Annotated in this window: 26 protein-coding genes and 1 tRNA gene; 12 read left to right on the top strand and 15 right to left on the bottom strand. The window is 68.7% G+C overall.

Annotated features, from left to right (window positions below; all coding sequences use genetic code 11):
• Positions 1-345 (top strand): enolase C-terminal domain-like protein (locus tag C8D78_RS07665; protein WP_279629524.1); only part of this gene is annotated, 345 nt, incomplete at its 5' end.
• Between the two features lie 105 nt (positions 346-450).
• Here C8D78_RS07665 and C8D78_RS07660 read toward each other — a convergent pair.
• From C8D78_RS07660 to C8D78_RS07645, 3 genes are all read right to left on the bottom strand, one after another.
• Positions 451-660, bottom strand: a complete 210-nt coding sequence (locus C8D78_RS07660) for a hypothetical protein (RefSeq protein WP_120951678.1) — start codon at positions 658-660, stop codon at positions 451-453.
• Between the two features lie 171 nt (positions 661-831).
• Positions 832-1,959, bottom strand: a complete 1,128-nt coding sequence (locus C8D78_RS19815) for a cyclase family protein (protein ID WP_208641895.1) — start codon at positions 1,957-1,959, stop codon at positions 832-834.
• A complete protein-coding gene (locus C8D78_RS07645) occupies positions 1,956-3,653 on the bottom strand; it encodes a purine-cytosine permease family protein (protein WP_244208294.1) in 1,698 nt (565 codons plus the stop codon). The genes C8D78_RS19815 and C8D78_RS07645 overlap by 4 nt, the downstream gene beginning before the upstream one ends.
• A gap of 303 nt (positions 3,654-3,956) precedes the next feature.
• Between C8D78_RS07645 and C8D78_RS07640 the strand changes: the two genes are divergently transcribed.
• Entirely contained in the window at positions 3,957-4,739 is a 783-nt protein-coding gene (locus C8D78_RS07640) for a phosphatase PAP2 family protein (protein WP_120951675.1), read from the top strand.
• Between the two features lie 89 nt (positions 4,740-4,828).
• Here C8D78_RS07640 and C8D78_RS07635 read toward each other — a convergent pair whose 3' ends face one another.
• Entirely contained in the window at positions 4,829-5,113 is a 285-nt protein-coding gene (locus C8D78_RS07635) for a MerR family transcriptional regulator (RefSeq protein WP_120951672.1), read from the bottom strand.
• Positions 5,114-5,256: 143 nt separating this feature from the next.
• Here C8D78_RS07635 and C8D78_RS07630 point away from each other — a divergent pair, with 143 nt between their 5' ends.
• The 3 genes from C8D78_RS07630 (at position 5,257) to C8D78_RS07620 (ending at position 6,652) form a co-directional block, all read left to right on the top strand.
• Complete coding sequence (locus C8D78_RS07630; protein ID WP_120951877.1) at positions 5,257-5,682, top strand: Hsp20/alpha crystallin family protein; 426 nt, start codon at positions 5,257-5,259, stop codon at positions 5,680-5,682.
• 66 nt (positions 5,683-5,748) lie between these two features.
• A complete protein-coding gene (locus C8D78_RS07625) occupies positions 5,749-6,201 on the top strand; it encodes a J domain-containing protein (RefSeq protein ID WP_120951669.1) in 453 nt (150 codons plus the stop codon).
• A 61-nt stretch (positions 6,202-6,262) separates the two neighbouring features.
• Positions 6,263-6,652, top strand: a complete 390-nt coding sequence (locus tag C8D78_RS07620; RefSeq protein ID WP_120951666.1) for a hypothetical protein — start codon at positions 6,263-6,265, stop codon at positions 6,650-6,652.
• Between the two features lie 43 nt (positions 6,653-6,695).
• Here C8D78_RS07620 and C8D78_RS07615 read toward each other — a convergent pair whose 3' ends face one another.
• On the bottom strand, positions 6,696-7,238 hold the full coding sequence (locus tag C8D78_RS07615) for a TspO/MBR family protein (protein WP_120951663.1): 543 nt from the start codon (positions 7,236-7,238) through the stop codon (positions 6,696-6,698).
• A 122-nt stretch (positions 7,239-7,360) separates the two neighbouring features.
• Between C8D78_RS07615 and C8D78_RS07610 the strand changes: the two genes are divergently transcribed.
• On the top strand, positions 7,361-8,914 hold the full coding sequence (locus C8D78_RS07610; RefSeq protein ID WP_244208293.1) for a GH1 family beta-glucosidase: 1,554 nt from the start codon (positions 7,361-7,363) through the stop codon (positions 8,912-8,914).
• A gap of 85 nt (positions 8,915-8,999) precedes the next feature.
• Here C8D78_RS07610 and C8D78_RS07605 read toward each other — a convergent pair whose 3' ends face one another.
• The 3 genes from C8D78_RS07605 to C8D78_RS07595 form a co-directional block, all read right to left on the bottom strand.
• Positions 9,000-10,067, bottom strand: a complete 1,068-nt coding sequence (locus tag C8D78_RS07605) for an App1 family protein (protein ID WP_120951660.1) — start codon at positions 10,065-10,067, stop codon at positions 9,000-9,002.
• 242 nt (positions 10,068-10,309) lie between these two features.
• Positions 10,310-11,071, bottom strand: a complete 762-nt coding sequence (locus C8D78_RS07600; RefSeq protein ID WP_120951657.1) for a DUF72 domain-containing protein — start codon at positions 11,069-11,071, stop codon at positions 10,310-10,312.
• 35 nt (positions 11,072-11,106) lie between these two features.
• Positions 11,107-11,988: an aldo/keto reductase gene (locus tag C8D78_RS07595; protein WP_120951654.1), complete on the bottom strand. Its 882-nt coding sequence runs from the start codon at positions 11,986-11,988 to the stop codon at positions 11,107-11,109.
• Positions 11,989-12,072: 84 nt separating this feature from the next.
• On the opposite strand from C8D78_RS07595, the gene C8D78_RS07590 reads away from it, so the two are divergent.
• The 3 genes from C8D78_RS07590 (at position 12,073) to C8D78_RS07580 (ending at position 15,295) form a co-directional block, all read left to right on the top strand.
• Complete coding sequence (locus C8D78_RS07590) at positions 12,073-13,926, top strand: glycoside hydrolase family 15 protein (RefSeq protein ID WP_120951651.1); 1,854 nt, start codon at positions 12,073-12,075, stop codon at positions 13,924-13,926.
• A gap of 199 nt (positions 13,927-14,125) precedes the next feature.
• Entirely contained in the window at positions 14,126-14,434 is a 309-nt protein-coding gene (locus C8D78_RS07585; protein ID WP_120951648.1) for a hypothetical protein, read from the top strand.
• A 99-nt stretch (positions 14,435-14,533) separates the two neighbouring features.
• Positions 14,534-15,295 carry an SDR family oxidoreductase gene (locus C8D78_RS07580; protein WP_120951645.1) on the top strand — a complete coding sequence of 254 codons (762 nt, stop codon included), beginning with the start codon at positions 14,534-14,536 and terminating at the stop codon, positions 15,293-15,295.
• A 59-nt stretch (positions 15,296-15,354) separates the two neighbouring features.
• Here the strand turns inward: C8D78_RS07580 and C8D78_RS07575 are convergent, their stop codons facing one another.
• Genes C8D78_RS07575 through C8D78_RS07565 form a run of 3 tightly spaced genes read right to left on the bottom strand, consistent with a single transcriptional unit; the run spans position 15,355 to position 18,491 of the window.
• Positions 15,355-15,831, bottom strand: coding sequence for a sterol carrier family protein (locus C8D78_RS07575; protein WP_120951642.1), 477 nt, complete (start codon positions 15,829-15,831; stop codon positions 15,355-15,357).
• Positions 15,832-15,848: 17 nt separating this feature from the next.
• Positions 15,849-16,865, bottom strand: coding sequence for an asparaginase (locus C8D78_RS07570; RefSeq protein WP_120951639.1), 1,017 nt, complete (start codon positions 16,863-16,865; stop codon positions 15,849-15,851).
• Positions 16,866-16,901: 36 nt separating this feature from the next.
• Positions 16,902-18,491: a molybdopterin-dependent oxidoreductase gene (locus C8D78_RS07565; RefSeq protein ID WP_120951636.1), complete on the bottom strand. Its 1,590-nt coding sequence runs from the start codon at positions 18,489-18,491 to the stop codon at positions 16,902-16,904.
• 479 nt (positions 18,492-18,970) lie between these two features.
• Between C8D78_RS07565 and purD the strand changes: the two genes are divergently transcribed.
• Both purD and C8D78_RS07555 read left to right on the top strand, forming a co-directional pair.
• Positions 18,971-20,281: a phosphoribosylamine--glycine ligase gene (gene purD / locus C8D78_RS07560; protein WP_120951633.1), complete on the top strand. Its 1,311-nt coding sequence runs from the start codon at positions 18,971-18,973 to the stop codon at positions 20,279-20,281.
• On the top strand, positions 20,278-21,258 hold the full coding sequence (locus C8D78_RS07555) for a phosphoribosylaminoimidazolesuccinocarboxamide synthase (RefSeq protein WP_120951629.1): 981 nt from the start codon (positions 20,278-20,280) through the stop codon (positions 21,256-21,258). The genes purD and C8D78_RS07555 overlap by 4 nt, the downstream gene beginning before the upstream one ends.
• Before the next feature lie 37 nt (positions 21,259-21,295).
• Here the strand turns inward: C8D78_RS07555 and C8D78_RS07550 are convergent, their stop codons facing one another.
• On the bottom strand, positions 21,296-22,561 hold the full coding sequence (locus C8D78_RS07550; protein WP_120951626.1) for a helix-turn-helix domain-containing protein: 1,266 nt from the start codon (positions 22,559-22,561) through the stop codon (positions 21,296-21,298).
• 130 nt (positions 22,562-22,691) lie between these two features.
• Between C8D78_RS07550 and C8D78_RS07545 the strand changes: the two genes are divergently transcribed.
• On the top strand, positions 22,692-22,910 hold the full coding sequence (locus tag C8D78_RS07545; protein WP_120951623.1) for a hypothetical protein: 219 nt from the start codon (positions 22,692-22,694) through the stop codon (positions 22,908-22,910).
• 188 nt (positions 22,911-23,098) lie between these two features.
• Here C8D78_RS07545 and C8D78_RS07540 read toward each other — a convergent pair.
• The 3 genes from C8D78_RS07540 to C8D78_RS07530 all read right to left on the bottom strand — a co-directional run bounded on the left by C8D78_RS07540 (position 23,099) and on the right by C8D78_RS07530 (position 26,948).
• A tRNA-Pro gene (locus C8D78_RS07540) sits at positions 23,099-23,175 on the bottom strand.
• A gap of 87 nt (positions 23,176-23,262) precedes the next feature.
• Positions 23,263-25,128, bottom strand: coding sequence for an ABC transporter ATP-binding protein (locus C8D78_RS07535; protein ID WP_120951620.1), 1,866 nt, complete (start codon positions 25,126-25,128; stop codon positions 23,263-23,265).
• Complete coding sequence (locus C8D78_RS07530) at positions 25,125-26,948, bottom strand: ABC transporter ATP-binding protein (RefSeq protein WP_120951617.1); 1,824 nt, start codon at positions 26,946-26,948, stop codon at positions 25,125-25,127. Before C8D78_RS07530 ends, C8D78_RS07535 begins: the two co-directional genes overlap by 4 nt.
• Positions 26,949-26,966 lie beyond the last annotated feature (18 nt).

Here is a 26,966-nt window from a genome sequence, read left to right as displayed (position 1 = left end):
TTCGGCGGGATCAGCCCGCTGAAGAAGGTGATGGACTTCGCCGCGCAGTACCAGGTCAAGTCCGGCTTCCACGGCCCCACCGACATCTCCCCGGTGGGCTTCGCCGCGCAGCTGCACGTGGGCCTGGCCATCCACAACTTTGGCATCCAGGAATACATGCAGCACTCCGAGAAGACCAACGAGGTCTTCGAACAGTCCATGACCTTCAAGGACGGCTACCTGCACCCGGGCGAGTCGCCCGGCATCGGCGTCGAATTCAATGAGGAAGCCGCCGCGGCGTTCCCGTACCAGCAGGCCTACCTGCCCTACAACCGCCTCGTCGACGGCACCGTCCATGACTGGTGATCAGCTGCGACGGGTGATCGGCCGGTAGATGCAAGAAGGTCCCGGGTAGCGAGTCAAAGCTCAGCTGCCCGGGACCTGGCTTGTAAGGCTCCCGCGGAGTCTCCCCTAGTGAACGAGCTCGCGGGTCATGCCGAAGGGCACCTGATCCGACAGGGCCGCCGTGTAGTGGCCTGCCTTGTGCCGCGTCAGCAGGATGCCCTGTGTTCCTGTGGTCATTGCGAGCTGCTGGAGGCCGCGCACGGCATCATCGAGGCGCTCATCGAGGACCTCGCGGCTGTCGACCTGGATCTCAATGGTCTGGGTAACTTCGGTCATGGCACGTTCCTTCTTGGAGTTCTGTTCTTGGCCCCAATAGTTGAAGGAACAATAACGTCATATTTATCGGGCCGTCAAATCGCTCCGGGAGCATGTTTCGGACCGGAAATCCGGTCATGCACCCCTGCGGGTCCTTGACCTGCGGATCCATTCGACCCGGGACCTTCGGCCCTAGATATCTGCCGGCGCAACTGAAAGGTGCTCGTGCACGCAGAGGATGCGGCCGTCCGCGGTCTTCACGAAGACAATGGTTTCGCGTTCGTCGCTAACCTCGCGGGCGCCGGCCCAGCTGGTCCGCACGGTGGTGCCCACCCGGTGCGAGAAGACTGCGCTGGTGCCCAGCAGCTGGATGTCCTGCTCGGAACTGGAGCACTCTTCGACCCTCCAGCCGGCTGCGGTCCAGCTCTCCCACAGGCTGCGGTAGGCCGCCCGGGACTGCAATCTGGCGCCCTCCGAGTGGAAGATAAACGTCGACTCGGCGGCAAACGCGCCGAAGTACGCCTCGGCGTCATTCGCGGCGAAGGCGGCGATGAGGGTCTCCGCGGCGCTCTGCACCTCGGCGCGGCTCAGCGCGCCGGGTTGCCGGGGCTCAGGAAGCGGGCGGGCCACGGCCCGGATCGGGGCGCCGTCCGCTCCGGGGATATTGAGCGGAAAGAGGAAGACCTCGACGGCGGTGCCCGCCGCCGCCAGCTGCTGGACGCGGTCCAGCCCGGTCAGGTTCTCGACAATGACACAGCCGTTGCCCGCCAGGATGAGGTGGGCGGGGAACCCGTGGGCGGCCGCCGCCGGGGCGGTCGAATCGGCGGCAGGGCCGGCCGTGCTCGGATCGACGCTCAGCGCGTCGATAGCCACCGTGCGGTATCCGCGTTCGACGATCAGCCGTGCCGCACCGGCCTCGAGCCAGGGGTGGGCCAGATAGCCGGGAGTGCCCCAGCGGCCGGAGAAGCCCGTGTGCAGCACCAGGATCCGTCTGCCCCCGTCAGCGCTGCCGTCCCCTTCGGCCGGCCGAATGCCGGCAAGGTGCGATGCCGTGATGGCACCGCCGCCGGCACCGCGGAGATCGACGACCTCCGCGATCCCGCTGAACGCCGCCAGATGCAGCTTCTCCAATGGATCCCAGGCATCGTCCACATGCAGTGGCGCGTCCGCATGCGTGCCCGAGTGGGTTCCCATGTCCAGGGAGAGCACATTCGCGCCGTCCGCGGCCACCGTCAGCGCGGGCGTAATCCTGACCTCGGGATCTCCGGGATAGACGGGCATTCCGGAGTGCAGGGGAACGCTCAGGTCGATCCAGCTCACAGCTGGCCCACCAGTTCGGCTTCGCCCGCGCGGGGCGTCCCGGGGTCCGCGGGGACCCCCTCGGCGTCCGGCACAACATTGCCGGCGGCGTCGAGCACGGGCGGAACCGGGGTGTTTCCTGCCGGGACCCACCGGGGTCCCGCGGCCGGGAAGACTCCGCGGGGCTCCGGGAAGATCCACAGCAGGCCCAGGTACAGGACGGCGGCCAGCGCCAGCGCCGCCGGCAGGCTGACGTCCACGCCGCCCGCGAGGTTTCCGAGGGGCCCCTCGAACTGGCCGGGCATGTTCACCATGCTCAGGCCCAGGGCGGCGCTCACCAGCCAGGCGGTCATGCCGCGCAGGTTCCAGCCGTGGTTGAACCAGTAGCGTCCGCCGGTCTGGCGGCGGTTGAACACCTGCAGCGCATCGGCGTCGTACCAGCCGCGGCGGGTGATGAACCCGATAGTCATGACCACCATCCACGGCGCGGTGCACGTCACGATCAGGGTGGCGAAGGTGGATATGCTCTGGACGAGGTTGAACGCGAACCGGCCGGCGAAGATGAACGCGATTGCCAGGATCCCGATGAAGAGGGTGGCCTGGACCCGGTTGAACCTCGGGAAGACGCTGCTGAAGTCCAGGCCGGTCCCGTACAGCGATGACGCCCCGGTGGACATGCCGCCGATCAGGGCAATGGCGCAGAGCGGGATGAAGTACCAGGCGGGGGAGACGGCCAGCAGGCCGCCGACATAGTTGGGCGCGGCGGGGTCCATGAACTCCGGCGCCTTGGTGGCGATGATGGACGCCGTGGCGAGCCCGAAGACGAAGGGGATCAGCGTGGCCAGCTGGGCCAGCAGCGCGGCGCCTATCACCCGGCGCTTCGGTGCGGCCGTCGGGATGTACCGTGCCCAGTCGCCGAGGAACGCGCCGAAGGAGATCGGGTTGGACATCACAATCAGTGCCGCGCCAATGAACGCGGGAATGAACCCGGGAAGGCTCACCCCGTCAAATCCAATGCCGAACGCGCCCTCGAAGTTCAGGTTCAGTTCCCCCGCAAAGGCAATAAAACCGACGACGAAGAGCAGGGTGGCGGCGGTAACGGCGATCTTATTGACCAGCAGCATGAACTTGAAGCCGTAAACGCAGACCACCAGGACCAGGGCGCCGAAGAGGCCGTAGGCGACGGCGAACGAACCCATGTCCTGCGGCAGGCCGACCATCCGGTTCAGGCCGCCCACCAGGGCATCGCCGGAGCTCCACACCGAGATCGAAAAGAACGCCGTCGCCGTGAGGAGGGACAGGAACGAGCCGACGATCCGGCCGTGGACGCCCAGATGTGCCGAGGACGAAACGGCGTTGTTGGTGCCGTTGGTCGGCCCGAAGACGGCCATCGGGGCCAGCAGGAGTGCACCGACGACGAGTCCGGTCACGGTGGCTGCCAGGCCTTGCCAGAAGGAAAGCCCAAACAGGATCGGAAAGGCGCCGAGAAAGGCTGTGGCAAACGTGTTTGCCCCGCCGAACGAAACGCGGAAGAGGTCGAAGGGGCTCGCCGTGCGGTCCTTCTCCGGTATCCGTTCGATGCCGTAGGTCTCCACCTCGGTCACCTTGCCTCCGGTCTCCTTGCCGCGGGTCTCTTTGCCGCGGGTCTCTTTGCCCCGGGTCCCTTTGCCGCGGGTCCGCCCGGTACCGCCATTTGCCTGCCGTGTTTCGGCCATCAGGTTCTCCGTCCAGCCCGTCCGGTTTCATCGCGGGCCTGTTGCTTATTAAGCATCACAAGTTGTGTAGAAGGCTACATTGTGTAGGAGGCTACCTTGTGAAACGGCTCACAGCAACACCCCTTCCGTCCCCGCCCGGCAGGTTACGCGGGCCGGCGGCCCGGCCAGGAATCCCACGGCGGGGGTTCCCCGCGGGCCGATTGCCTATGTCCCTGCGGATAACGGGGATAATGTTCTGCGGAGACAAACGAAAAACGGTCCACAACACGGCTCGACAACTCGGCGCAAAGGCGGCACGGCGACATGGCAGAGGCTCAGACAGGCAAGCAGCAGGGCTGGTGGCGGAACTTCAACGAGAAGTTCGTTGTGGAGGAGCGCTACATGAGCGTGCCGGCGCGCCGGAACCTCTACCGCACCGCCGTCGCCCTCATGATCGCGGGCCTGGTGCTGTTCGTGGTCATCCTGACCGGCGTCCTCCAGCACAACGGCATTTCCTCGGCGGACGAGCCCGTCCGGTCATGGCTCGTGACCCTGCGCGGGCAACCCGCCACCACCATCATGATCATCCTTGCGATCGTCTTCGGCCCCATCGGCCTGCCGATCATCGTCCTCATCGTGACAGTAACCTGGGGTTTGCTCGCCAAGCATGCCTGGCGGCCGATGCTCCTGGCCGGTGCCATGCTGACCGGCGTGATCCTGGCCCAGGTCATCGGCCGGATCGTGGAACGCCACCGCCCTCCGGTGGACCTGATGCTCTTCGGCGCCGACACCACGTTCTCTTTCCCCTCCGGGCACGTCCTGGGCGCCTGCGATTTCCTGCTGGTCACGACGTTCCTGGTCTTTTCGCGCCGGAACAACCCCAGGTCCGCCGTCATCGCCTTCATCGTGGCAGTTATCGGCATGTTCTTCGCCGCCATCAGCCGGCTCTACCTCGGCTACCACTGGCTGACCGATGCCCTGGGGGCTTTCTCGATCTCGCTCGTTGTGCTGGGCGGCGTCATCGCGCTGGACACCTGGCGCACGGCGCGGATCCCGGGCGAACAGGTCACCGGCACGCTGTCCACCGCCGACGTCGGCACTGACTGAGCGCCGGCACTGACTCAGCGCGGGCGCTGACCGGCCGCGGCACCGACTGTGCGCCTGTGCGAATCGGGCGCCGATTCTGACAGAGCCCGTCAGCGGCGGCTCGCCCGCTGTAGATCGGCCCGCAGCCTGGCGTTGGCCGCCTCCAGTTCCAGTACCTTGGCCACCCCGGCAAGGTTCAGGCCCTCCTCCAGGAGCTCGCCGATCCGGCGCAGCACCACGAGGTCGGCGTCGCTGTACTGCCGCGTGCCGCCGGCCGTGCGGTCCGGGGCGAGCAGCCCCCGGCGCTCATAGAGCCGGATATTCTGCTGTCCCGTGCCGACCAGCTGCGCCACCACAGAGATGGCATAGAGGCCTGCCCCAGAGCTGCGGTCCATTATGGCTCCTTTCCGTTGGGACAATTTTCCCTTGCATCATTTTTTCACCGGTGCTATAAAAAATCTATACCCACCACCATAGAAAAGTTGTGGTGGGTTGAACAGGAAATGCAGATCAATTCGCGCTGAAGGAGTGGGAAATGATGCTAATCCGGACGGACCCGTTCCGTGATTTTGACCGGCTCGCCCAGCAGGTGTTCGGGACGGCGGCACGCCCTGCGGCCATGCCCATGGACGCGTGGCAGGAGGATGGCGAATTCGTCGTCGTGTTTGATCTCCCGGGGGTCAACGTTGACTCGATCGGGCTGGATATGGAACGCAATGTCCTGACGGTCCGGGCCGAGCGCCGGGACCCGACGCAGCCCAACGTGGAGCTGACGGTATCGGAGCGCCCCCGCGGCGTCTTTAGCCGCCAGCTGATCCTTGGCGACAGCCTGGACACCGAGCACGTCAAGGCGCACTACGCCGACGGAGTCCTGACGCTCCGCATCCCCGTGGCGGAGACCGCCAAGCCGCGGAAGATTGAAATCACCCGGTCGCAGGACACGATGCACGAGATCGGCAAGTAGCCCCATGAGCCGGCGCCGTGCACCCGGCACTGCGCCGGCTCCGGCTGTCTGCAACGGAGGCCGACGATGCCCGGAATCAACCCTGATCCCCGCGGTTACTATGCGCTGTTGCACGTCTCCCCGGACGCGAGCCGGCAGGAAATCGGGCGCGCCTTCCGGGCGCTGATGCGCCGGGGCCATCCCGACGTCGGCCATCCCGGCACCGGCCACCCCGACGACGAGGTCGACGTGCACGCGATCCTGGATGCCTTTTCCGTGCTGCGCGACCCGCGGGCCAGGGCGGGCTACGACGCCAGCGGCGGCCATACGGGCGGCGTCGTCGTCACGGGAGGCGCGGGCGCCGGCAGTCCTGGCGCTGAAGAAGCCGGCACGGGCGGTACCGCAGCGGACAGCACCACAGCGGTCGGGCGCGATATCCCCGTGCGCATTGTCCGGCGTCGGGAGCCGCTCCTGCGCGTGCTCCCCGTGCGCTGGGAAACCGGTCCATGGCCGGATCAACACCGGCGCGGGGGCCGCTGAGCCGGGCCCCCGCCGCAGCAGCAGCACCCCACCAGTCCACGTCCCAAGGAGGAGATCGCCCATGAGCGCATGGCGTCGTTACGATTCGCACCTGATGCCGGTGTTCCACGAACGCTTCGAGGAGCGCTGGGGCAAGGGGACGGCCCCGTTCCTGGATCCAGAGGCGCACGAGGCTCCCCTGCCCAGGGCGCAATGGATCAACGTTGACACCGGCGCGGCGCTGGCCGTAGTTCCGGTGTGGACGGCCGACGACAGCCAGCACCGGTCCTTTGGCGTGTTCTACCTGCCGCCCGCAGGTGATATCTGGGTGCTGAGGCCCGGCTTCACCGAGTATCTGGAACCGTCCGCGGACGATGCGGAGCAGCTCGTGGGCCTGCGCAACGACGCCTTCCGCAAGGCGGTGGCGCACGCCAAGGACTTCCTGATGGGGCCGGAGACTTCGGTGTTCTGAGCGGCCGGCGCCTGGCAAAAGCGACCGGTGCCGGGTCCGAGGATCAGTTCCTGGCGGCCGCGTAGACGTTGAGGCTGCACGAGAACACAATCCACGAGACGTAGGGCAGCATCAGGAGCCCGGCGGCCCGGCTGATCAGGCCGAACACGATCACGGTGGCGGAGGCGGCCACCGCGTGGGCGGCGATAACCAGGAGGGCCAGCCAGAGCGCGGCGGTTCCGATCATCGGATACATGCCGAAGAACAGGGGTGCCCAGGCCAGGTTCACGAACAACAATATGCCATACACGGTCATGGCTACCCGCTTCTCCCCGGTGAGAGCTCCCGGTTTCTGCCGCCATACCAGCCACGCGGCCACCGCCACGGAGGTGTACAGCATCATCCAAACCGATCCGAAGGCCCAGCCCGGCGGAGTCCACGGCGCCTTCTCCGCCGCGGCATACCACCCGTCGGCATTGCTGATGATGGCCAGCGAAGCCACATAGGACACCGCGTGGGAGACCGCCAGGAATCCGAGGAGGGCCGCCGCCTGCCGGCCGGGGCCGGGCCGCGCCGGCGGCTGCCGGACGCCTTGTTCAATTCTCACGTGCACGGATCAACACTGACCAACTGGGCACGGTCCGTCAAACTGCGGAGCTCGTGGCGCGTGGCGCCGGCGGAGGCCTAAGATCAGTCCACGACGAACGAAACTACATAGAGGGCCCGTCAATGAACACTTCCGCCAATGATCTGGCTTCGCTGCTTCCGCCCGGCTTCACCTTGGGTGTGGCGACGTCGGCCTTCCAGATTGAGGGTGCGCTTGACGAAGACGGCCGCGGGCCGTCCGGGTGGGACGTCTTCGCCGCGAAGCCGGGTTCGATCGTGGGGGACCACAGCCCCGCCGTCTCCTGCGACCACTACCACCGGATGCCCGGGGACGTGGCCCTGATGAAGGAACTGGGGATCGATTCGTACCGGTTTTCGCTGTCCTGGTCCAGGATCCAGCCCGGTGGCAGCGGCCCCGTGAACCCGGCCGGGCTGGACTTCTATGACCGGCTGATCGACCTCCTGCTCGCCAATGGCATTGCCCCCATGGCCACGCTCTACCACTGGGACACGCCATTGCCCCTGGATGAAGCGGGCGGCTGGATGAACCGGGACACGGCATACCGGCTGGGGGAGTTCGCCGCCATCGCCGCGGCCGCCTTCGGAGACCGCGTGGCGCGCTGGGTGACGGTCAACGAACCCGCCACGGTCACTACCAACGGCTATGTCCTGGGCATGCACGCCCCCGGCGAGGCGCTCATGCTCAAGGGGCTCCCCAGCGTGCACCATCAGCTGCTGGGCCACGGCCTGGCGCTCCAGGCGCTGCGCGCGGCCAATGTGGGCGGTGAAATCGGCATCACCAATGTCTACTCTCCGATGGTCCCGGCCACCGCTAATCCGCTGGACAAGCTCAGCGCCGGGCTCATGGACGTGGCGCAGAACAGGCTTTACGCCGACCCCGTCCTGCTCGGCAAGTACCCCGAGGTCATCCGGGCAGCAACGATCTTTTCGTCGTCCTTCAACCCCTCCGCCGAAGACCTGGAGCTGATCTCCCAGCCCCTGGACTTCTACGGCCTGAACTACTACATGCCTACCCGGGTCGGGGCCGGTCCGGGGGAGGGTGCCGTGCCGCCCGGCATGGCCGAGGCCATGGGGGACGACCTCAGCGGAACGCCCGGCGCGCCCTTCCACGTGGCATCGTTTCCCGACACCGAGACCACGGCATATGGCTGGCCGATCAAGCCCGAATACATGTCCGTGGCCTTGTCCGAGATGGCCGAGCGCTACCCTGACCTGCCGCCGGTCTACATTACCGAGGGCGGTGCCAGTTTCGAGGACGTCGTGGTCCAGGATGCCGCGGCGGGCCGGCGGATCATTCCGGATGAGCGCCGGGTGCAGTACCTGGCGGACCATATCGGCACGGCGCTGGAAGCGACGCGTCCCGGTGGTGCCGCCGAATCCGTGGACCTCCGGGGGTACTACGTGTGGTCCCTCATGGACAACTTCGAGTGGTCGGCTGGCTACAAGCAGCCGTTCGGGCTGGTGCACGTCGACTTCGACACCCTGGTCCGCACCCCGAAGGCCTCCTACTACTGGCTCCAGGAGGTGATCGCGGCCCGCAATACGGCGCTCTCCGGTAACGCCGCCGTCGCGACCGGTGCTGCCGCCGTCGCGTCCGCAACCGTCGGACAGCAGGGTGTAACCGCCGACGTCGAGCCGCCCCGCCAGGCCGGCTGAGGCCCGCGGGGCCGCCCCGGCCTAAGGCAGGCCCGGCTTAGGGCAGGTCCGGGTCAGAGCAGGTCCGGATCAGAGCAGGTCCGGATCAGAGCAGCTCCAAATCCTGCAGTCCTTTGGCCAGGCCGGCGCCGTCGGGCGCGTAGATCCAGGGCACGGATGATCCTGAGTGGTCGCCGGAATCGGAGTGGCCGCCGGCGAGCACGGCCTCGCTGGCCGAGAGCTGCCGGATGCCGATCGCGGCCACCAGGTCCGGGTGCTCCTGCGCGAAGCCGGAGTAGATCTCCTCATCGTGCTGGCCGTTGTCCCCGAACAGCAGCCAGCGCATGTTCGGGAACTCCTCGGCGAGCAATTCCAGGTTCCGCCGTTTGTGTTCCTGGCCGCTGCGGAACCAGCGGTCGTTGGTCAGGCCCCAGTCAGTGAGCAACAGCGCGCCTGAGGGGTACAGGTTCCGGGCCATGAACCGGGCCAGGGTGGGAGCGGCGTTCCACGGGCCGGTGGAGAGGTAGATCACCGGCGCATCCGGGTGCTCCACCTTCAGGCGGTCCATCAGGACGGCCATGCCGGGCGTCGCCATCCGGGCGCGTTCGTTGAGCACGAACGTGTTCCACAGGGCCAGAAATGGCCGCGGCAGGGCCGTGACCATGATGGTGTCGTCAATGTCCGAGACAATACCCAGGCGGGTGTCCGGGCCGATCACGAAAATCGCGGTTTCCACCGCTGGTGTTCCCTCGGCCCGCAGCAGGGCAGTATGCCAGCCCGGCGTCAACTCCACGGGCACCACCGTATCCACCAGGCCGCCGCGGTCCGCATGCACGCGGGTGGTGATGCCGCCGATCTCGATCTCCACCGCGGTGAACTGGACCGGGACGCTCGTGAAGGCGCGCCAGCCCCGGACGTTCTGGTTGCCGTTCTGGGCCAGCCGCTCCGCCTTGCTGCCGGGCACGGGCTTGCTGGTGAGCACCACGCGGCCCAGCACCCGGACCCACTGCGTCGAGCCGTAGCCCTGATAGGCGACCGTCTGCGGGGCGAACTTCCAGCGCCGGGCCGTCTTGAGCCGGAGCCTGTTGACGGTGTCCGACACCCAGTGGGCGAGCCGGAAGGCCCTGTTGCCGGACACGGGCAGCTGCTGCGCTGGTTGAGACGCCAATTCCATGCCCCCACTCTTTCACAGTGCCGAATCCCCGGCGCCCCGGACTCCCGCGGCCCCCGACTCCCGCGGCGCCGGATCCCCGGAGCGTCAGATCCTGCGAGTCCCATATTCCGGACGGCCCATATTCCTGCAGCTCCATATTCCTGCAGTTCCATATTCCTTTCGGCCGATATTTTTTTCAGTTCCACATTCCGCCGTGGCCCGGGGAGCGGGGCGTCCGTAACGCCGGCGAACCAGGGAACGGCTCAGCCGGCACCCAGCAGCCGGCGCAGTGTGGTGGCGTTGCGCACGGCGTTGCCGCCGCCGTCGTTGTTGAAATACGCGAAGACGTCCTTGCCTGCCGTCCGCCATTCGGAGATGCGCCCGGCCCACCACGCCAGGTCCTCGTCCGAATACGATCCGCGGTAGAGGACATCCGGGTCCGGGCCGTGCAACCGGACGTATACGAACGCAGCGGTGGCGCGCAGGACGCACGGCAGCCCGGCACCGCTCATGATGCAGTAGGCCGCGCCGCGCCGCTCCAGCAGGGCGTAGACGCCGGCATCGTCCCAACTCGGGTGGCGGAACTCAACACTGACGCGGATCCACTCGGGCAGCGCGGCCAGGAAGTAGTCCAGCCGGGTGTCGTCCCGCGCGAAGTCCGGGGGGAGCTGGACGAGCAGGACGGCCCGTTTGTCGCCGAGTTCGTGCCAGCCCCGCGTGATGCGCCCCACCCACACCTCCGGGTCGTAGAGCTTCTTGCCGTGCGTCAGGCCGCGCGGTGCCTTGACGGACATGGTGAAGCCGGCGGGCAGGCGGCGGCGCCAGCCGGCGAATGTGTCATCCCGGGGCCAGCGGTAGAAACTCGCGTTCAGCTCCACGGTGTCGAACCGGGCCGCATAATGCGCGAGCCGGTCCCGGGCCGGCAGGCCCGGCGGGTAGAGGACCCCCTGCCAGTGGTCATAACTCCAGCCTGACGTCCCGATCCGCACGGCCCCTGTGTGGCCGGGCCGCTCGTGGTCAGCCATGCCAGCCCGCCCCGTGCCGTCGGGTTCCGGACCGCCTAGACCTCCCCGACCCAGTCGCCGGCATGCCCGGCAAAGGCCGCCTCCCAGCGCTGCCGCTCGGCGTCGGGCAGCGGGCCGCGCGCGACGGCGGCTGCCGCAGCTTCCAGGTTGGCCGGATTGGAGGTTCCCACGATCGCGGTGGACACACCCGGGCTGAACGCCGAGAAACGCAGGGCCGTGCCCGTCCAGTCGTCGACGTCGGGTTCCAGGCCCATCTCGCGCAGCCGCTCCCAATACGTCTCGCCGTAGACCCCCGAGGGGCGCTCAGCATGCCGCCACGGCGCGTTGGCAAGGGGGCGCTTGGCAACAACGCCCAGCCCGTTGCGTGCCGCGACAGGCAGAACCTCCCGGAGGGAACGCTGGTCGGCCAGGTTCACGGAGGACTGCACGGCTCCGAAGACGCCGGCCCCGGCGCCCCAGGCGAGGGCCTCATTCTCGCCGCTGTAGCCCGGCACCCGGACTTTGCCGGCGGTCACGCAGGCAAGCAGAGCCTCCACGGCCTCGCCCCGCTCCAGCACCGCCAGGGGGCAGGAGTGCAGGAAGACGACGTCGATCACGTCGGTGCCGAGCGTCGCCAGCGCCTCGTCCACGCCTCGCGTCACCGCCGCGGCGCTCCAGTTGGTGGCGCCCTCGACGTCGTAACCCACCTTCGTGGACAGGACGACGTCCCCGCGGTGCGCCGGGAGCCAGCTGCCGATGCGTTTCTCGGACAATCCGTAGCCCCGGGCGGTGTCAATGAACGTGATGCCCAGCTCCAGCGCCCGGTCCAGGAGTTCGTGGGCCTGGCGCTCCGACACGCCGTCGTAGCCGATGTGGCCGGCGCCGAAGCCCAGGGCGGAGACCTGCAGGGATGACAGTCCGAAGTTTCGTTGCAGCATGGATGGATCCTAGTCCCTTCCTCAAACTCCCACTCCCTGCTCCCTTCATCGAGGACGGGGAGCGGGTGTGGCACTGTAAGTGTCATGGTACGCATCGAGGATTACGCAATGGTCGGGGATCTGCACACGGCCGCCCTGATCAGCACCGAAGGGTCCGTCGACTGGCTGTGCCTGCCGCGCTTCGACTCGCCCGCCTGCTTCAGCGCGCTCTTGGACACCCCCGCGGCCGGCCGGTGGCTGCTGGCCCCGGCCGGCGGCGGCGAATGCACCCGGCGCCGCTACCGCAAGGGAACACTGATCCTGGAGACGGAGTGGGACCTGCCCGAAGGCAAGGTCCGGGTCATCGACTTCATGCCGCCCCGCGACGAGGTGGCGGATATTGTGCGGATCGTCGTGGGCGTCCGCGGCACCGTGCGGATGCGCGGCGAACTGGCCATGCGGTTCGACTACGGCCACATCGTGCCGTGGGTCCGCCACGACGAGCACGGGATCCACGCGGTCGCCGGGCCCGATGCCGCGTACCTCGTGACCGAGGCGCCCCTGCGCGGCGAACGGATGCACACCGTCAGCGACTTCACGGTCTCCGCCGGGGACCGCGTCCCGTTCGTGCTGACGTGGAGCCCCAGCCACCTGTCCCGGCCGCGGTCCGTGGACCCGGAAGCAGTGCTGGCCTCGACCGAGAAGTTCTGGCACGACTGGTCCGCCAAGTGCACGGTCACCGGGCCGTACCGCGACGCGGTCCAGCGCTCCCTGATCACCCTCAAGGCCCTGACCTTTGCCCCCACGGGCGGCATCGTCGCCGCCGTCACGACCTCCCTGCCGGAGGAGATCGGCGGCACCCGGAACTGGGACTACCGCTTCTGCTGGCTCCGTGACGCCACCCTCACACTGCAGGCGCTGCTGGCCGCGGGCTACACGCAGGAGGCCGGCGCCTGGCGCGACTGGCTGCTGCGCGCCGTCGCCGGGGACCCCGCGGACCTGCAGATCATGTACGGACTCCACGGCGAACGCCGGCTTCCCGAGCTCGAACTTCCCTGGCTCAGGGGCTACGAAAATTCCGCTCCGGTCCGGACCGGGAACGGCGCGGCCGGGCAGCTGCAGCTCGACGTCTGGGGCGAGGTGCTCGATTGTCTGTCCCTGACGCGAAACTCGCTCCTGAAGCACAGCGACGACGCCTGGGATGTGCAGGTGGCCCTGATGGAACACCTCGAGACGGCGTGGCGCCAGCCTGACAACGGCCTGTGGGAAATGCGGGGTCCGCAGCGCCACTTCACCCACTCCAAGGTGATGGCCTGGGTGGCGGCAGACCGCATGGTCAAAGGCGTCCGGGACTTCGGCCTGGTCGGCCCGGCGGACCGCTGGGAAGAGCTGCGGGACACCATCCACGCCGAGGTCATGGCCAACGGGTTCGACGCCGACCGGAACACCTTCGTGCAGTCCTACGGGCGGCCCGAGCTGGATGCGAGCCTGCTGCTGCTGCCGCGGGTGGGATTCCTCCCGCCGGATGATCCGCGCATCATCGGAACCATCGACGCGGTCCAGAGTGAGCTGACGCATGACGGGTTCCTGCGCCGGTATCTGCCGTCGGAAAGCGACGACGGTCTTCCCGGCGACGAAGGGGTGTTCCTGGCCTGCTCCTTCTGGCTGGTGGAGGCACTGATCGGGGCGGGCCGCCGTCACGAGGCCCGGGAACTGTTCGAGCGCCTGCTGGCGCTGCGCAACGACGTCGGGCTCCTCAGTGAGGAGTGGGGCGTCGAAGCCGGCCGGCAGCTGGGCAACACCCCGCAGGCGTTCAGCCACTTCGCGTTGGTGATGAGCGCACTGGATCTGCATGACGACGGCGTCCGCCGCAGTGATGCGCCAACGCCCCCCGGCCCGGCCGGAAGCAGCGCCGGGCGGCCGGGGCACCCTGCGCACGGCGCCGTCCCGCACCCGTAGCCTGCGGCCCGGCCCGGGGATGGCCCGGCCCGGACCGGCCCTCTGGACCGGCCCCTCCGACCCAACCCGGCGCCGGCCCCGGGCCCCGCTCAGGGCGGCGGCTGCCGCCCTGCCGGTACCCCCAGTGCTTCCCTCCCGAAGCCAAGTAAGTATACTTACTAATAATTCGGCGGGGGATACAGGGAACGAGGAATGTGCAATGGCGGGATATTTTGAGCTCGTGGACGCGCCCGACGGCGGCTACCGCATTCGGATGATGGACGGAGCAGGAAGCCTGATGGCAGTTTCCGTCACGTTTCCCACCAAGAAGGCGGCGGTTGCCGGGGTCGCCCAGGCGCGGGAGATCGCCGGAACCGGGCTGATCAGGGACGGCAGTTCCGATGCCCGGCCCGCCGCGCCCGGCTCGACGCCCCGGGTCATCAGGCGGCCCCTCGGCGGTGCGGGGCGTTCAATGTCCGCGACCGGTGGCTCGCTGGCCGCGGGAAAGCGGGCCCGCGCCCGCCACTGATCCTCCGGGTGGACGTCCGCCGCAGCACGAAACACTGCCGCGGGGTCCCTTCCCGGCGGTACGCTGGCAGGCAACCGTGCAACCGTCGAGGAGAACCGCATGAGCCAGCACCATACCCCCGGAAGGGTCGCCGTCGTCACCGGAGCAGGATCCGGCATCGGCCGTGCGGTGGCCCGGCTCATGCTGGCCGAGGGCTATCGGGTGGTGCTCGCTGGACGGCGGGAGGAGCCGCTCCTGGAGACGGCGGCCGGCCACCGCCAGGCGCTCTCGGTCCCCTGCGATGTCACCGTCCCCGCCGACGTCGAGCGGCTCTTCGCCGCGGCGCTGGGGCAGTGGGAACGGGTGGACGTGCTCTTCAATAACGCGGGAGTGTTCGGCCCCGCGGCCTCGGTGGACGAGATCGAGCTGGCCGACTGGGACGCGACTGTGGCGGTAAACCTCACCGGATCGCTCCTCTGCGCCGCCGCCGCCGTCCGGGCCATGAAACTCCAGTCCCCCCAGGGCGGGCGGATCATCAACAACGGCTCGATCGCGGCGCTTTCGCCCCGGCCGCGGACCGTGGCCTACACGGTGACCAAGCACGCGATCACGGGGCTGACCAAGAGCATCGAACTCGACGGGCGCGGGTTCGGCATCACCTGCGGACAGATCGATATCGGCAACGCGGCCACAGATCTCATGGAGGAGATCGGCGTCGGCTCGGGTGCCGTGCAGGCGGACGGCAGCCGCAAGGCAGAGCCGACCTTTCCGGTGCAGGACGCCGCCCGGGCCGTGCTGCTGATGGCGGGCATGCCGGCGTCGGCCAACGTCGGATCCCTCGTGGTCACGGCTGCGGGCATGCCGTTCATCGGGCGCGGCTGAGGCGCCGGGACCCAGGGTCTGCCAGGCGACCGGGGCCGCCGGCCGCCTGGCCGCCAAGCCTAGAGCGGGAGGAGGGCGGACAGGTCCGCGCGGAGCCCCGAGGCCGCAACTTTGCCAGCCGCGACGGCGTCTGCCCAGCTCAGCTGGCCGCTGACCATTGCCAGCCAGGTGGCGGCGTCGCATTCGATGACGTTCGGGGGCGTGCCGCGCGTGTGCCGCGGTCCCTCCACGCACTGCGTGACGCCGTACGGTGGGACGCGCACCTCCACGGAGTTGCCGGGGGCGCGGGCGGTGACTTCCTCCAGGGAGTAGCGCACCGCCGTCGCGATCGTGTTGCGCGGGACGGTGCGGCCTGTCCCGGGGCCGCTTGTGCTGCTGGCGGCTGTCCCGGCGTTTGTCCCGGCGCCGTTAGTCCCTGCGCCGCCTGTCCCGGGGCCGTTAGTCCCTGCGGGGCGGGGTGCCGGGTTGGCGTCCTGCCAGGCGGCGAGGGCCGCGCGGCCCTCGTCCACGGCGATTCGACGGCGCGATACAGCCACTGACCTGCCTCCGCCTGCTAGTCCAGCAGGGCCGCGACGGCCCGGCCCAGCCGGATCTTGCCCACCGGGCGGCCGCCGCCCAGGACGGGGTCCACCACCTTGTCCAGCACGCTGGACACCTCGGGGATTTCGACGGCGCCGGAGGCTGCGAGCAGGGTCAGGCCGACGAGCGTGGCGGCCCGGATGTTGCCGTCAAGCATCTTGATGGCAACCGAGACGCCCTGGCGGGTGGCCATGACCAGCACGCCCTCGGCGCCGATCTTGGCCAGGATGCCGAGTTCGTCCATCACGATCGTGTTGGCCTGGCCGCGGCCCTGGACGGCCCACGGATAATCCAGCATGGACGTGGCGATCGTGGCGGCGCGCGCGTTGGAGTTCTTGTCGCCGGGAGCTTTCGCCAGTTTCGAGTAGGCCCGGCCCAAGCCGGTCAGGGAGACGGCGGCCACGGGTGCGCCGCAGCCGTCGATGCCCAGATGCGAGATGTGCTCGCCGCAATACTCCTCGATCACGGAGCGGATGCGCTGCTGCAGCGGGTGGTTGGGCTCGAGGTAGCTGTTCTTGTCCCAGCCGTTCTCAGTGCACGCCCAGAGGAAGGCGGCGTGCTTGCCGGAGCAGTTGAAGGCGAGCCTGGACTTGCCGCGCTCGGTCTGGACGAGCCAGTTCCGGGCGGTTTCGTCCTGCGGCCAGTCGGCCGGGCACTGGAGCTGGTCTTCCTTGGCCCCGGCCGCCTTGAGCATGCCTTCCACGACGTCCATGTGGTCCAGCGAGCCGACGTGGCTACCGCAGGCGATGGCCACCTGGGCGCCGCGCAGGGGCACGCCGGACTGCATCGAGGCGAGGGCCTGCAGCGGCTTGAGGGTGGACCGGGCAAAGATGGGGGCGGTGACATCGCCGAGCTCGATCACCACGGTTCCGTCTGCGGCCATCACGACGGCCGAGCCGATGTGACGGGACTCCACGAAGCCGCTGCGTTCGATGACTGCCAGTTCGACGGCGGAGTCGACTGTGAAAGTTGCATGCGGGTTCAAAGCCATGCAGCAAGTCTATGGTGCCGGACGCGGATACCCCGGTTACTCCACGGTGACCATCACCGACTGCCAACCGGATGCGCCGTCGGGCACCGGATCCGCCCGCTTGTCGGTTTGGACCTCGCCGGAGCCGTCCGTGGCGCGGACCTTGAGGTAGTGCGGGCCGGGCGTGGCATCCCAGTCCAGGGACCACTGCCGCCACGTGATGAGGGAGGCCTCATCCGAGAGCACGGCCTCGGTCCACGGGCCGCTGTCGATCTGCACCTCAACCTTGGTGATGCCTCGGGTCTGGGCCCATGCGGTGCCGCCGATTGCGACCTTGCCGGCCGGGACCTTGGCGAAGGACTTCGGCACGTCGATCCGGGCCATGGTCTTGATCGGGCCGCGCTCGGACCAGCCGCGCTGGGTCCAGTACGCCTTGTTGTCGGCGAACCGGGTGACCTCCAGGTCCACTACCCACTTGGTGGCGGAGACGAAGCCGTACAGCCCGGGGACCACCATCCGCACCGGGTAGCCGTGTTCCAGCGGGAGGGCTTCGCCGTTCATGGCGATTGCCAGCATTGCATCGCGGCCGTCCTGGAGGACCTCCAGAGGGGTGGAGGCGCTGAAACCGTCGATAGAGGTGGAAAGCACCATGTCCGCACCGGCCTTGGGACGAGCCATCTTCAGGGCGTCGCGGATGGGCATGCCCAGCCATTTGGCGTTGCCGGCCAGGTTTCCGCCGACCGGATTGGACACGCAAGTCAGGGAGACATGGGATTCGATGAGCTTGGCGTCGAGCAGGTCCTGGAAGGTCAGCCGGACCTCCTGTTCCACCATGCCGTGGATGCGCAGTTCCCAGTCCTGGACGTTGATCTCCGGAACGCTGAGGGCCGTGTCGATCCGGTAGAAGTCCTTGTTCGGGGTCAGCCACGGCACCACGCCGGGGACCTTGGACTGGACGCCGGCCGGGACCGCAGCGGCGGCTTTGGCGGGGGCGGGCAGCTGAAGGGACTCCCGGGCCGCGGCCACGTTGCTGCGGGCGGAGCTGAGCATCCGGCCGCCGGTCGCGGCAACGGCCGAGGCAGCGGCCGTGATTCCCGCGGCGGCGAAGAATCCGCGCCGCGTGGTTGCCGGGCGTTCGGGTTCCTTCGCGGCGAGGTCCGCCGCCCGGTCCGGCCACTCCTGCATGCGCCACAGCCGGGTGATCAGGAACCGCAGCACCACGAGCCCCGAGATGGTGCCGATCAGGGAGGGGATGGCATCGACGGGCTTGACGCCGGCCCGGGTCACGACGCTGCCGACGATCACGGCGCCCATTAGCAGCACTCCGGCCACGCCCAGGCCCCATTTCCGGTAGGCCACGATGCCGAGCACGCACGCGAGGAGCAGAATCGTGACCGCCATCCCGACAAAGAGCGCCGCCTTGTCGTTGGTGCCGAACGTTTCAACGGCAAAGTTCTTCATCCACAGGGGCGTGAAGTCGATGAACGTCGAGCCCAGCGCGATCAGGGGCGTCGCCCGCGTGGTGAAGAACGCGCCGATCAGTTCCGCGACGGAGAGGACGACGGCGGCGGCGGCAACTCCGGCCACCGCGGCCAGGGCGGTGGCGCCGCGGGGCCGCTTGCTGGACTTCATGCTGGGCTTGTTCATACAGGCCATTCGTAGCCGCACGCCCGCCGGATTGTCAGGCGAGTGGACAAACTCCCTGCTCCGAGGGACATGCCCAGCCCTGGGCCCCGTGCCTGGACATGCTCACCGGGCCCCGCGCTTGGACATGCTCAGCCCCGGACCACGTGAGTGGACATGCCCACCGGGCTCCGAGGGACATGCCCGGCCCTGGACCCCGTGCCTGGACATGCTCAGCCCCGGACCACGCGAGTGGACATGCTCACCGGGCTCCGAGGGACATGCCCAGCCCTAGGGCCGGGGCGTGAGCATGATGGCATTGTGCCCAGCGGGCGGGGCGGGGACTGGACATGTCCCGTGGGGGTGCCTGGCAGACGGGGCGGGGAGTGGGCATGTCCCGTGGATCACGCCCGCGCTGGGCATGCCCGGGCGCGGGAACGGGCATGTCCAGCGGCCGACACAGCTTAGGAGCCTGCGGGGTCCACCACGTACCCTTGGAGACTGTGAAGGTACTTGTCATCGGCCCCGGCGGCCGCGAACACGCCATTGTCCGATCCTTGCTTGCAGACCCCAACGTTTCCGAGGTCCACGCGGCCCCGGGCAACGCCGGTATCAGCGCGCTCGTCCCCACCTACGCGATCGACGCGAACGATCCCGACGCCGTCGCCGCGCTGGCGGTCAAGCTCACCGTGGACCTGGTGGTGGTCGGCCCCGAGGCGCCCCTCGCCGCCGGTGTGGCCGACGCCGTCCGTGCCGCCGGCATCCCGGTGTTCGGGCCCAGCAAGGCCGCGGCCCAGCTGGAAGCCTCCAAGGCCTTCGCCAAGGAAGTCATGGCCGAGGCCGGTGTCCCCACCGCCATGGCCCGCGTGGCCTCCAACGCCGAGGAAGCCGCCGACGCCCTCGACACCTTCGGCGCCCCCTACGTCGTCAAGGATGACGGGCTCGCCGCCGGCAAGGGCGTGGTGGTCACCTCCAACCGGGACGAGGCCCTGGCGCACGCGCAGACCTGCTTCGACGCCGGCGGCGCCGTGGTCATCGAGGAATTCCTGGACGGTCCCGAGGTCTCCGTGTTCGTCCTCTGCGACGGCCGCAACACCGTGGCGTTGTCCCCGGCGCAGGATTTCAAGCGCATCTTCGATAACGACGAAGGCCCCAACACCGGCGGCATGGGCGCCTACACCCCGCTGGAATGGGCCCCCGAAGGCCTGGTCCAGGAAGTGATCGACCGCGTCGCCCAGCCCACGGTCAACCAGATGGCCCACCGCGGGACGCCCTTCGTCGGTGTGCTCTTTGTCGGCCTCGCCCTGACCCCGCGGGGCACCCGGGTCATCGAATTCAACGTCCGGTTCGGCGATCCCGAAACCCAGGCCGTCCTCGCCCGGCTAAAGACGCCCCTCGGCGGGCTGCTCATGGCCGCCGCGAAGGGCGAACTGGACAAGGTGCAGCCGCTGCGCTGGTCCAAGGACACCGCCGTCGCCGTCGTCGTGGCCGCCGAAAACTATCCAGACACCCCGCGGACGGGCGACCGGATCCGCGGCCTGAAGAAGGTTGACGCGCTGGAAGGCGTCCACGTCATCCACGCCGGCACGAAGCTGGACGACGAAGGCCGGGTGGTCTCCGCCGGCGGCCGCGTCCTCGCCGTCGTGGCTTTGGGCACCGACCTGGTGGAGGCCCGGGAACGGGCGTACGACGGCGTCGAGCTCGTCCAGCTGGACGGCAGCCAGTTCCGCACCGACATCGGCCGCAAAGCCGCGCGCGGCCAAATCCAGGTGACGACGCCGGGCGCACCGGCCGCGTCGAAAGCGAAGGCATGACCGTGACGGAACCCGCAGCCTCGACGCCCGGCCCCGCCCAGCCCAATTCCCAGCCCAAGGGCGGTCTGGACACTGCTACGCAGGACCTCCCGGGCTGGCAGCACGTCTACTCCGGCAAGGTCCGTGACCTATACATCCCCGCCGACGCCGCCATCACCGAACGCGTCGGCCAGGACTGCGTCCTGGTGGTGGCAAGCGACCGCATCAGCGCCTACGACCACGTGCTGGCCAGCGAGATCCCGGACAAGGGACGCATCCTGACCCAGCTGAGCCTGTGGTGGTTCGAACAGCTCGGCGTCGCCCATCACGTCCTCGCCTCCACGGCCGAGGGCGGTGTTCCGGCCGCCGTCGAGGGCCGGGCGATGATCTGCAAGAAGCTGGACATGTTCCCGGTCGAATGCATCGCCCGCGGCTACCTCACCGGCTCCGGGCTTCTGGAGTACCGCACATCGGGCACCGTGTGCAGCATCCCGCTGCCCGCCGGCCTGGTGGACGGATCGCGCCTGGCGGAACCCATCTTCACGCCCTCGGCGAAGGCCGAGGTGGGCGAGCACGACGAGAACATCACCTACGACGCCGTCGTGGGCCTCGTGGGTGAGGACGTCGCGGCCCGGCTGCGCGAGCTCACCCTGGAGATCTACACCAAGGCCGAGGGCATCGCCCGTGGCCGCGGGATCGTCCTGGCCGACACCAAGGTGGAGTTCGGCCTCGACGCGGCGAACGGCGTGATCACCCTGGGCGATGAGGTGCTGACCCCGGACTCCTCGCGCTTCTGGGATGCCGCCACGTACCGGCCCGGGCAGGCGCAGCCGTCCTATGACAAGCAGTACGTGCGCGACTGGCTGACCTCGCCGGAGTCCGGCTGGGACAAGGCCTCGGACACACCCCCGCCGCCGCTGCCCGCCGACGTCGTGGCGCGCACGCGTAGCCGCTACGTGGAGGCCTACGAGAAGCTCACCGGCCGGACGTTCGCCTAGCCGCGGCGGAGCGCCTGCCGGGCCGCCGCCCGCGGGGCTAGGCCTCGGTGGAAGCAGCCTCGGCGCGCCGCTGGGCGAGCCGGATCTCCAGCACGGCATCCAGCGCCTGCTGGACCCGGTCCGAGGCTCCTGCCGCGCTGAACTCCTTCTGGGCTTCCTCAAGGTAGACCAGCGCCTCGGCGGACTCGCCCGCGGCCTTGAGGGCCTTGCCCAGCAGCAGCGAGACCTCCCCTGCCGTGTGCCGGGCCAGGACCTGCCGTTCCGCGTGGATCTCCCGCAGCTTCTGGACCGCGGCGACGATGTCCCCGGTGAGGTAGAGCCAGCGGGCCCGGATGAAGGCCACCTCCAGCTGGTCGGTCCTGTTGCCGCCCACAATCGAGAGGGCCAGTTCGGCGCGTTCGATCGATGACAGGGTTTCGGGTTCCACAATTCCCGAGGACAGGCGGACGGCCGCGGAGGCCTTGTTGAACCGGGCCCACAGGTCGATGTCGTTGGCCGGGGAAAGCAGCCGGCCGGCGCGCTCGTGGTACTTGATGCCCTCCGCGTAGTCGTGGCGCATGAAGGCCACGTTGCCGATCACCCAGGCCACCTCGCCGGCGAGCTGGGACATGGAGTGGTCATCCATCTGCGCGTTCATGGCCTGGCAGTATTCCCACGCCTCATCCAGCCGGCCGCTCTCGGCCAGGGCGCCGATGAGGGCCCGCAGGGCCCCGATGATCATGGTGGAGCCCTTGGGCAGCCCGGCGCAGAGCCGCACGGCTTCCTGCGCGTGCTCGACGGCGGCGGTCAGCTGGCCCTGGCCCTGGGAGGCTGCGGCGAGCATCTGTTCTGCCCGGACGCCGAGCCCGGCGGACTCCGCGGCCATCGGGTGCTCCAGAAGATTCTGGACGACGTCCTTGCACTCCTGCCAGAGGCCCTGTTTGATCAGGCACTCGGCCTGCATGTAGGTCATGTTCCACCACGCGCTGGTGTTCTTGGCCTCCAGGGCGATCTTGGCCGCGGCGGCGGCGTGGGCGGCGGCTACCGGGTAGTCCCGGAGGTCCCAGGCCTGCCGGGCATACAGTCCGGCGAGCACATATTCTGCGTCGCTGATGGACACCGGCTGGCTCCAGGCCTCAAGCGCCTTGGGGGCCAGCTCGAGCCTGTGGGCCAGCTCCTCGATGACGTCGGCAGTGGGCTCGCGGCGTCCGGTTTCCAGCAGAGAAATGTAGCTGGGGGAGTAAAGGTCGCGGCCCAGCTCCGCTTGCGTCAGCCCGCGTTCGAGCCGTTCCGCGCGGAGCTTCTCCCCAAATCCGTTCCCCACGGATACCTCCTAATTCCGGACAATCTTTGTACTAAATGCTTGACAGTCTCTGTGGAAACCATTTTACAATGTGTGTCAACAAGGGTAGTGATGACTTGGTTAAGGACCCCAACGCTTATTGAGGAACTCTATGTTGAAGAAGATTGCAGCCGGCGCCGTCCTGGCGGGCGCACTGGCATTCTCCGCCGCGGCCCCGGCCGTGCTGTCCGCTGCTTCACTGACCGATGGCTCCCACGTTGCCGCTGTCGGCAACTGGCCCGATCCCATGCGCACGGCGCAGGCGGTCGGCAACTGGCCCGACCCGATGACCGCATCGACGAACGTCGGCAACTGGCCCGACCCGATGTAAGACGCCCGATGTGACAGGTCCAGCGCAGCACGCGCCGGTATCTGCAGCACGCATTTCCACTGCGGCCCCGGAGGATCCCCTCCGGGGCCGCAGTGCGCCCGGGCCAATCCTGGCCGATCCTGGGGGCGGGCCCCGGCACCGCCGCAACGAAAAGAGGACCCTCCGCGTGGAGGGTCCTCTTTTATTACTGGTCGGGATGACAGGATTTGAACCTGCGACCTCGTCGTCCCGAACGACGCGCGCTACCAAGCTGCGCCACATCCCGATCCGCTGCTTCAAAAGCAACTTCACAAGAGTATCCGATCAAGGCCCCGGATGCGAAATCGGGCGTGAAACAGGGACCGCGGGCGGCTCAGACCAGCGAGTCCTTCCAGGCGCCGTGGAGGCGGGCGAAGGCGCCGCCCTCGCCGATCAGCTGCTGGGGCGTGCCGTCTTCGACGACGCGTCCGTCGTGCACCACCAGCACCCGGTCCGCCGTCTCCACGGTGGAGAGCCGGTGGGCGATGATGAGGGCGGTCCGTCCGGCGCCGCGGACCCCGTCCGGGCCCGTCTCCCGGATGCTTGCCTCCCGCGTGCCGCGCAGGAGCCCCGCGAGGCCCTGCTGAACTATGCGTTCGGACGGGATGTCCAGCGAGGAGGTCGCCTCGTCCAGGATCAGGACGGCCGGGCGGGCCAAGAATGCGCGGGCGAAGCTGATCAGCTGGCGCTGCCCGGCGGAGACGCGGCCGCCGCGCTTGTTGACGTCGGTGTCGTAGCCGTCGGGAAGTTCCGTGATGAAGGCATGCGCCCCCACCGCCCGGGCGGCGTCCTCGATCTCCGCGCGGGAGGCGTCGGGCCGGCCCAGGGCGATGTTGTCCGCCACGGAGCCGCTGAACAGGAAGGCCTCCTGGGTGACCATAACGACGTTGCGGCGCAGGTCCTCGGTCGAGAGCTGGCGCAGGTCCACGCCGTCGAGGGTGACGGAGCCGGCGGAGACGTCGTAGAAGCGTGCGATCAGCTTCGCGAGGGTGGACTTGCCGGCGCCGGTCTGCCCGACGAGCGCGACCGTCTGGCCGGCGGGAATGTGCAGGTCCAGCCGCGGAATGATGACCGGGCCGTCGCCGTAGCGGAATTCGACGCCGTCGAAGTCGATGGTGCCCCGCGCGTCCTGCAGAGCGACCGGTGTCTTCGGCGGCCGGACGGTGGGGATTTCCTCAAGCAGGCCCGAGACCTTCTCCAGGGCCGCCTGGGCGCTCTGGAAGGAGTTGTAGAACATCGCCATCTGGTCCACCGGCTGGAAGAAGCGTTTGGTGGACAGCATCAGGGCCAGGAGCACGCCGACAGCGAGGTCGCCGCTGAGGACCCGGAAGCCGCCGGTGAGCAGCACGACGGCGACGCAGACGTTGCCGATCAGCACCAGGCCGGGCTGGAAAATGCCGTTGAGGTTGATGGTGCGGACGGTCGCGCGGCGGTAGTCCTCGGAGAGGCCGGCGTAGCGCGCGGCATTTTCGCGTTCTTTGCGGAACGTCTTCACGGCACGGATTCCGGTCATGGTCTCCACGAAGTGCACGATCAGCCGGGCCGAGACCACCCGGGATTCACGGAAGGCGGCCTGCGAGTGCTTCTGGTACCAGCGGGTCAGGAAATACATCGGGACGCCGGCGGCCAGCACCAGGACCCCGCTGCGCCAGTCCAGAGCGAATACCGTGATGGCCGTGAATGTCATGAAGAGGATGCCCGAGGCCAGTGAGCTCACGCCGGAATCGAGGAGCTCGCGCAGGGCCTCCAGGTCCGAGGTCTGCCGGGCGATGATGCGCCCGGAGGTGTATTTTTCGTGGAATTCCAGGCTCAGCCGCTGGGTGTGGCGGAAGACCCGGACGCGGAGGTCCAGCAGCATGGCCTGGCTGAGCCGGGCCGTTGACGTGACGTAGAGCGCGGTCAGTCCGGCGGTGACGGCGGCCGCGGCCACATACAAGACGCCGGCGATCATCAGCGGAACGCTGTCGCCGGCGCGCAGGGCCGGCAGGGCGTGGTCGATTCCGAAGGCGATCAGTGCCGGCCCCGCCACCCGGGCGGCCTGGGAGAGGACGACCGCGACGATCGTCAGCCAGAAACGGGCCCGGACGGGACGGATCAGGGAACCCAGCAGGGCCAGGGAGCGCCGCCGGACGGCCTGGCTTTCGTTCCGGCTGAGGTGGGCGTTGTCCTCGTTGGCGGTGCCGAACGTTGCGCTGCTCATCGGGAAATCTCCTCGGACTGGTCTTCGAGGGCGGACAGTTCTGAATCCAGGTCCCGCGGTTCCGTGTCGAGGCTGGCGATTACGTACCGGTAGTGGCTGTTCGTGGCGAGCAGTTCCGTGTGGGTGCCGACGGCGGTGATCCGGCCGTCCTCGAGCAGGGCCACCCGGTCGGCCAGGGCGACCGTGGAGGGCCGGTGGGCCACGATCAGCGTGGTGGTGTCCGCGAGGACCTCGCGCAGCCGCCTCTCGACCAGTTCCTCGGTGTTCACGTCCAGGGCCGAGAGCGGGTCGTCCAGGACCAGCACGGACGGTTTCGCTGCGATGGCGCGGGCCAGGGCGATGCGCTGGCGCTGCCCGCCGGAGAGGCTGAGGCCCTCCTCGCCGATCAGGGTGTCCACCCCGTCCGGCAGGGAATAGGCGAAGTGGGCCTGGGCGACGTCGAGGGCTTCCGCCAGGGCCGCGTCGCGGCCTTCCGCCGACCCGGCGTCGGGCGCGCCGAGCAGGACGTTGTCCCGGACGGAGCTGGAGAACAAGGTGGTGTCCTCGAACGCGACGGCAACCACCGTCCGCAGGTCCTCCACGTCGAACTCGCGCAGGTCCACGCCGTCGATGGTGATGGCGCCGTCCGTGACGTCGTAAAGGCGGGGGACCAGCTGGAGCAGGGCGCTCTTGCCGCTGCCGGTGATGCCCACGAGGGCCATCGTTTCGCCGGGCCGGATGTCCAGGCTGATGTTTTTGAGGATTGGCTTGTCCGGGGCGTCCTCGAACGCGAATCCGGCATTGCGGAAGCTGAGGGCGCCCTTGAGCTCGGCCGGCCGGCGCGGCTGGCCGGGGCTGGTGATGGTGTTCTGCGCGTCCATGACCTCGAAGTGCCGGTCCACCGCGGATTTCGCGGTGAGGGCCATCGCCAGCAGCATGCCGCAGAACTCGACGGGCGCGGCAACCACCGCGGCGGTGGCGAAGAAGGCCACGAGCGAGCCGATGGAGAGCTGGTCCGTGGAGGCCAGCAGGATCCCGACGACGAGTCCGGCGCCGAGGGCGAGCTCGGGCAGGAGCGTCACCACCAGGCTGAAGGTCGCCAGGTGCTTGGCCTTGGCAATCTCGGTCTGCCGCAGCCCCTCGGCCTGTTCATTGAAGTTCTCCAGCGCCTCGCGGCTGCGGCCGAACGCCTTCAGGACCCGGATGCCGTGGACGGATTCCTCGACCGTCGTGGCGAGGTCACCGGCCTGGTCCTGGCTGCGCCGGGCCACCTTGCTGAAACTCGTGCGGAAGCGGAACCCGTAGATCATGATCGGCACGGCGGCGGCCAGGAAGATCAGGGCCAGCTGCCAGCTCATGGAGAACATCACCGCGACGCCGATCACCACGGTAAGCGTGGTGACCACCAGCATGATGGCGCCGAACGCCATCCAGCGGCGCAGGAAGTTCAGGTCCGTCATGGCACGGGAGAGCAGCTGCCCGGAACCCCAGCGGTCGTGGAAGGAGACCGTGAGGTCCTGAAGATGGCCGTAGAGCGAGACCCGCATCCGGGTCTCCACGGTGGTGGCCGGATTGATGACGAACTGGCGGCGCAGCGCCACGAGCCCGGCCTCGGCGACGCCCAGGCCCAAGATTACGAGCGACGAGGTCCAGACGGCGGTCGCGCTGCCGCCGGGTTTGAGGGACTCGTTGACCAGGACACGGAGGACCTGGGGGATGGCCAGCGCAACCACGCTGGCCAGCAGCGCGCTGAGCAGCCCCATGACCAGCCGGGGCAGGATGGGCCGGACATGCGGATAGAGACGGCTGATGGAGGTGAAAAATGAACTCTGCTTGGCCATGCCTGCTTCTTAGGACGC

Origin of the sequence: Arthrobacter oryzae (genome assembly GCF_003634095.1) — a bacterium.
Lineage (GTDB): Bacteria > Actinomycetota > Actinomycetes > Actinomycetales > Micrococcaceae > Arthrobacter > Arthrobacter oryzae.
The sequence above is the reverse complement of the archived record's forward strand: the minus strand, read 5'-3'. Positions and strand labels throughout refer to the sequence as shown.

What these genes read in the sequence shown, in the direction of transcription:
- C8D78_RS07660 (WP_120951678.1), bottom strand. Translation starts at nt 660, where the DNA reads ATGACCGAAGTTACCCAGACCATTGAGATCCAGGTCGACAGCCGCGAG.
- C8D78_RS07645 (WP_244208294.1), bottom strand. Translation starts at nt 3,653, where the DNA reads ATGGCCGAAACACGGCAGGCAAATGGCGGTACCGGGCGGACCCGCGGC.
- C8D78_RS07640 (WP_120951675.1), top strand. Translation starts at nt 3,957, where the DNA reads ATGGCAGAGGCTCAGACAGGCAAGCAGCAGGGCTGGTGGCGGAACTTC.
- C8D78_RS07635 (WP_120951672.1), bottom strand. Translation starts at nt 5,113, where the DNA reads ATGGACCGCAGCTCTGGGGCAGGCCTCTATGCCATCTCTGTGGTGGCG.
- C8D78_RS07630 (WP_120951877.1), top strand. Translation starts at nt 5,257, where the DNA reads ATGCTAATCCGGACGGACCCGTTCCGTGATTTTGACCGGCTCGCCCAG.
- C8D78_RS07625 (WP_120951669.1), top strand. Translation starts at nt 5,749, where the DNA reads ATGCCCGGAATCAACCCTGATCCCCGCGGTTACTATGCGCTGTTGCAC.
- C8D78_RS07620 (WP_120951666.1), top strand. Translation starts at nt 6,263, where the DNA reads ATGAGCGCATGGCGTCGTTACGATTCGCACCTGATGCCGGTGTTCCAC.
- C8D78_RS07610 (WP_244208293.1), top strand. Translation starts at nt 7,361, where the DNA reads ATGAACACTTCCGCCAATGATCTGGCTTCGCTGCTTCCGCCCGGCTTC.
- C8D78_RS07605 (WP_120951660.1), bottom strand. Translation starts at nt 10,067, where the DNA reads ATGGAATTGGCGTCTCAACCAGCGCAGCAGCTGCCCGTGTCCGGCAAC.
- C8D78_RS07600 (WP_120951657.1), bottom strand. Translation starts at nt 11,071, where the DNA reads ATGGCTGACCACGAGCGGCCCGGCCACACAGGGGCCGTGCGGATCGGG.
- C8D78_RS07595 (WP_120951654.1), bottom strand. Translation starts at nt 11,988, where the DNA reads ATGCTGCAACGAAACTTCGGACTGTCATCCCTGCAGGTCTCCGCCCTG.
- C8D78_RS07590 (WP_120951651.1), top strand. Translation starts at nt 12,073, where the DNA reads ATGGTACGCATCGAGGATTACGCAATGGTCGGGGATCTGCACACGGCC.
- C8D78_RS07585 (WP_120951648.1), top strand. Translation starts at nt 14,126, where the DNA reads ATGGCGGGATATTTTGAGCTCGTGGACGCGCCCGACGGCGGCTACCGC.
- C8D78_RS07580 (WP_120951645.1), top strand. Translation starts at nt 14,534, where the DNA reads ATGAGCCAGCACCATACCCCCGGAAGGGTCGCCGTCGTCACCGGAGCA.
- C8D78_RS07570 (WP_120951639.1), bottom strand. Translation starts at nt 16,865, where the DNA reads ATGGCTTTGAACCCGCATGCAACTTTCACAGTCGACTCCGCCGTCGAA.
- C8D78_RS07565 (WP_120951636.1), bottom strand. Translation starts at nt 18,491, where the DNA reads ATGAACAAGCCCAGCATGAAGTCCAGCAAGCGGCCCCGCGGCGCCACC.
- C8D78_RS07555 (WP_120951629.1), top strand. Translation starts at nt 20,278, where the DNA reads ATGACCGTGACGGAACCCGCAGCCTCGACGCCCGGCCCCGCCCAGCCC.
- C8D78_RS07545 (WP_120951623.1), top strand. Translation starts at nt 22,692, where the DNA reads ATGTTGAAGAAGATTGCAGCCGGCGCCGTCCTGGCGGGCGCACTGGCA.
- C8D78_RS07535 (WP_120951620.1), bottom strand. Translation starts at nt 25,128, where the DNA reads ATGAGCAGCGCAACGTTCGGCACCGCCAACGAGGACAACGCCCACCTC.
- C8D78_RS07530 (WP_120951617.1), bottom strand. Translation starts at nt 26,948, where the DNA reads ATGGCCAAGCAGAGTTCATTTTTCACCTCCATCAGCCGTCTCTATCCG.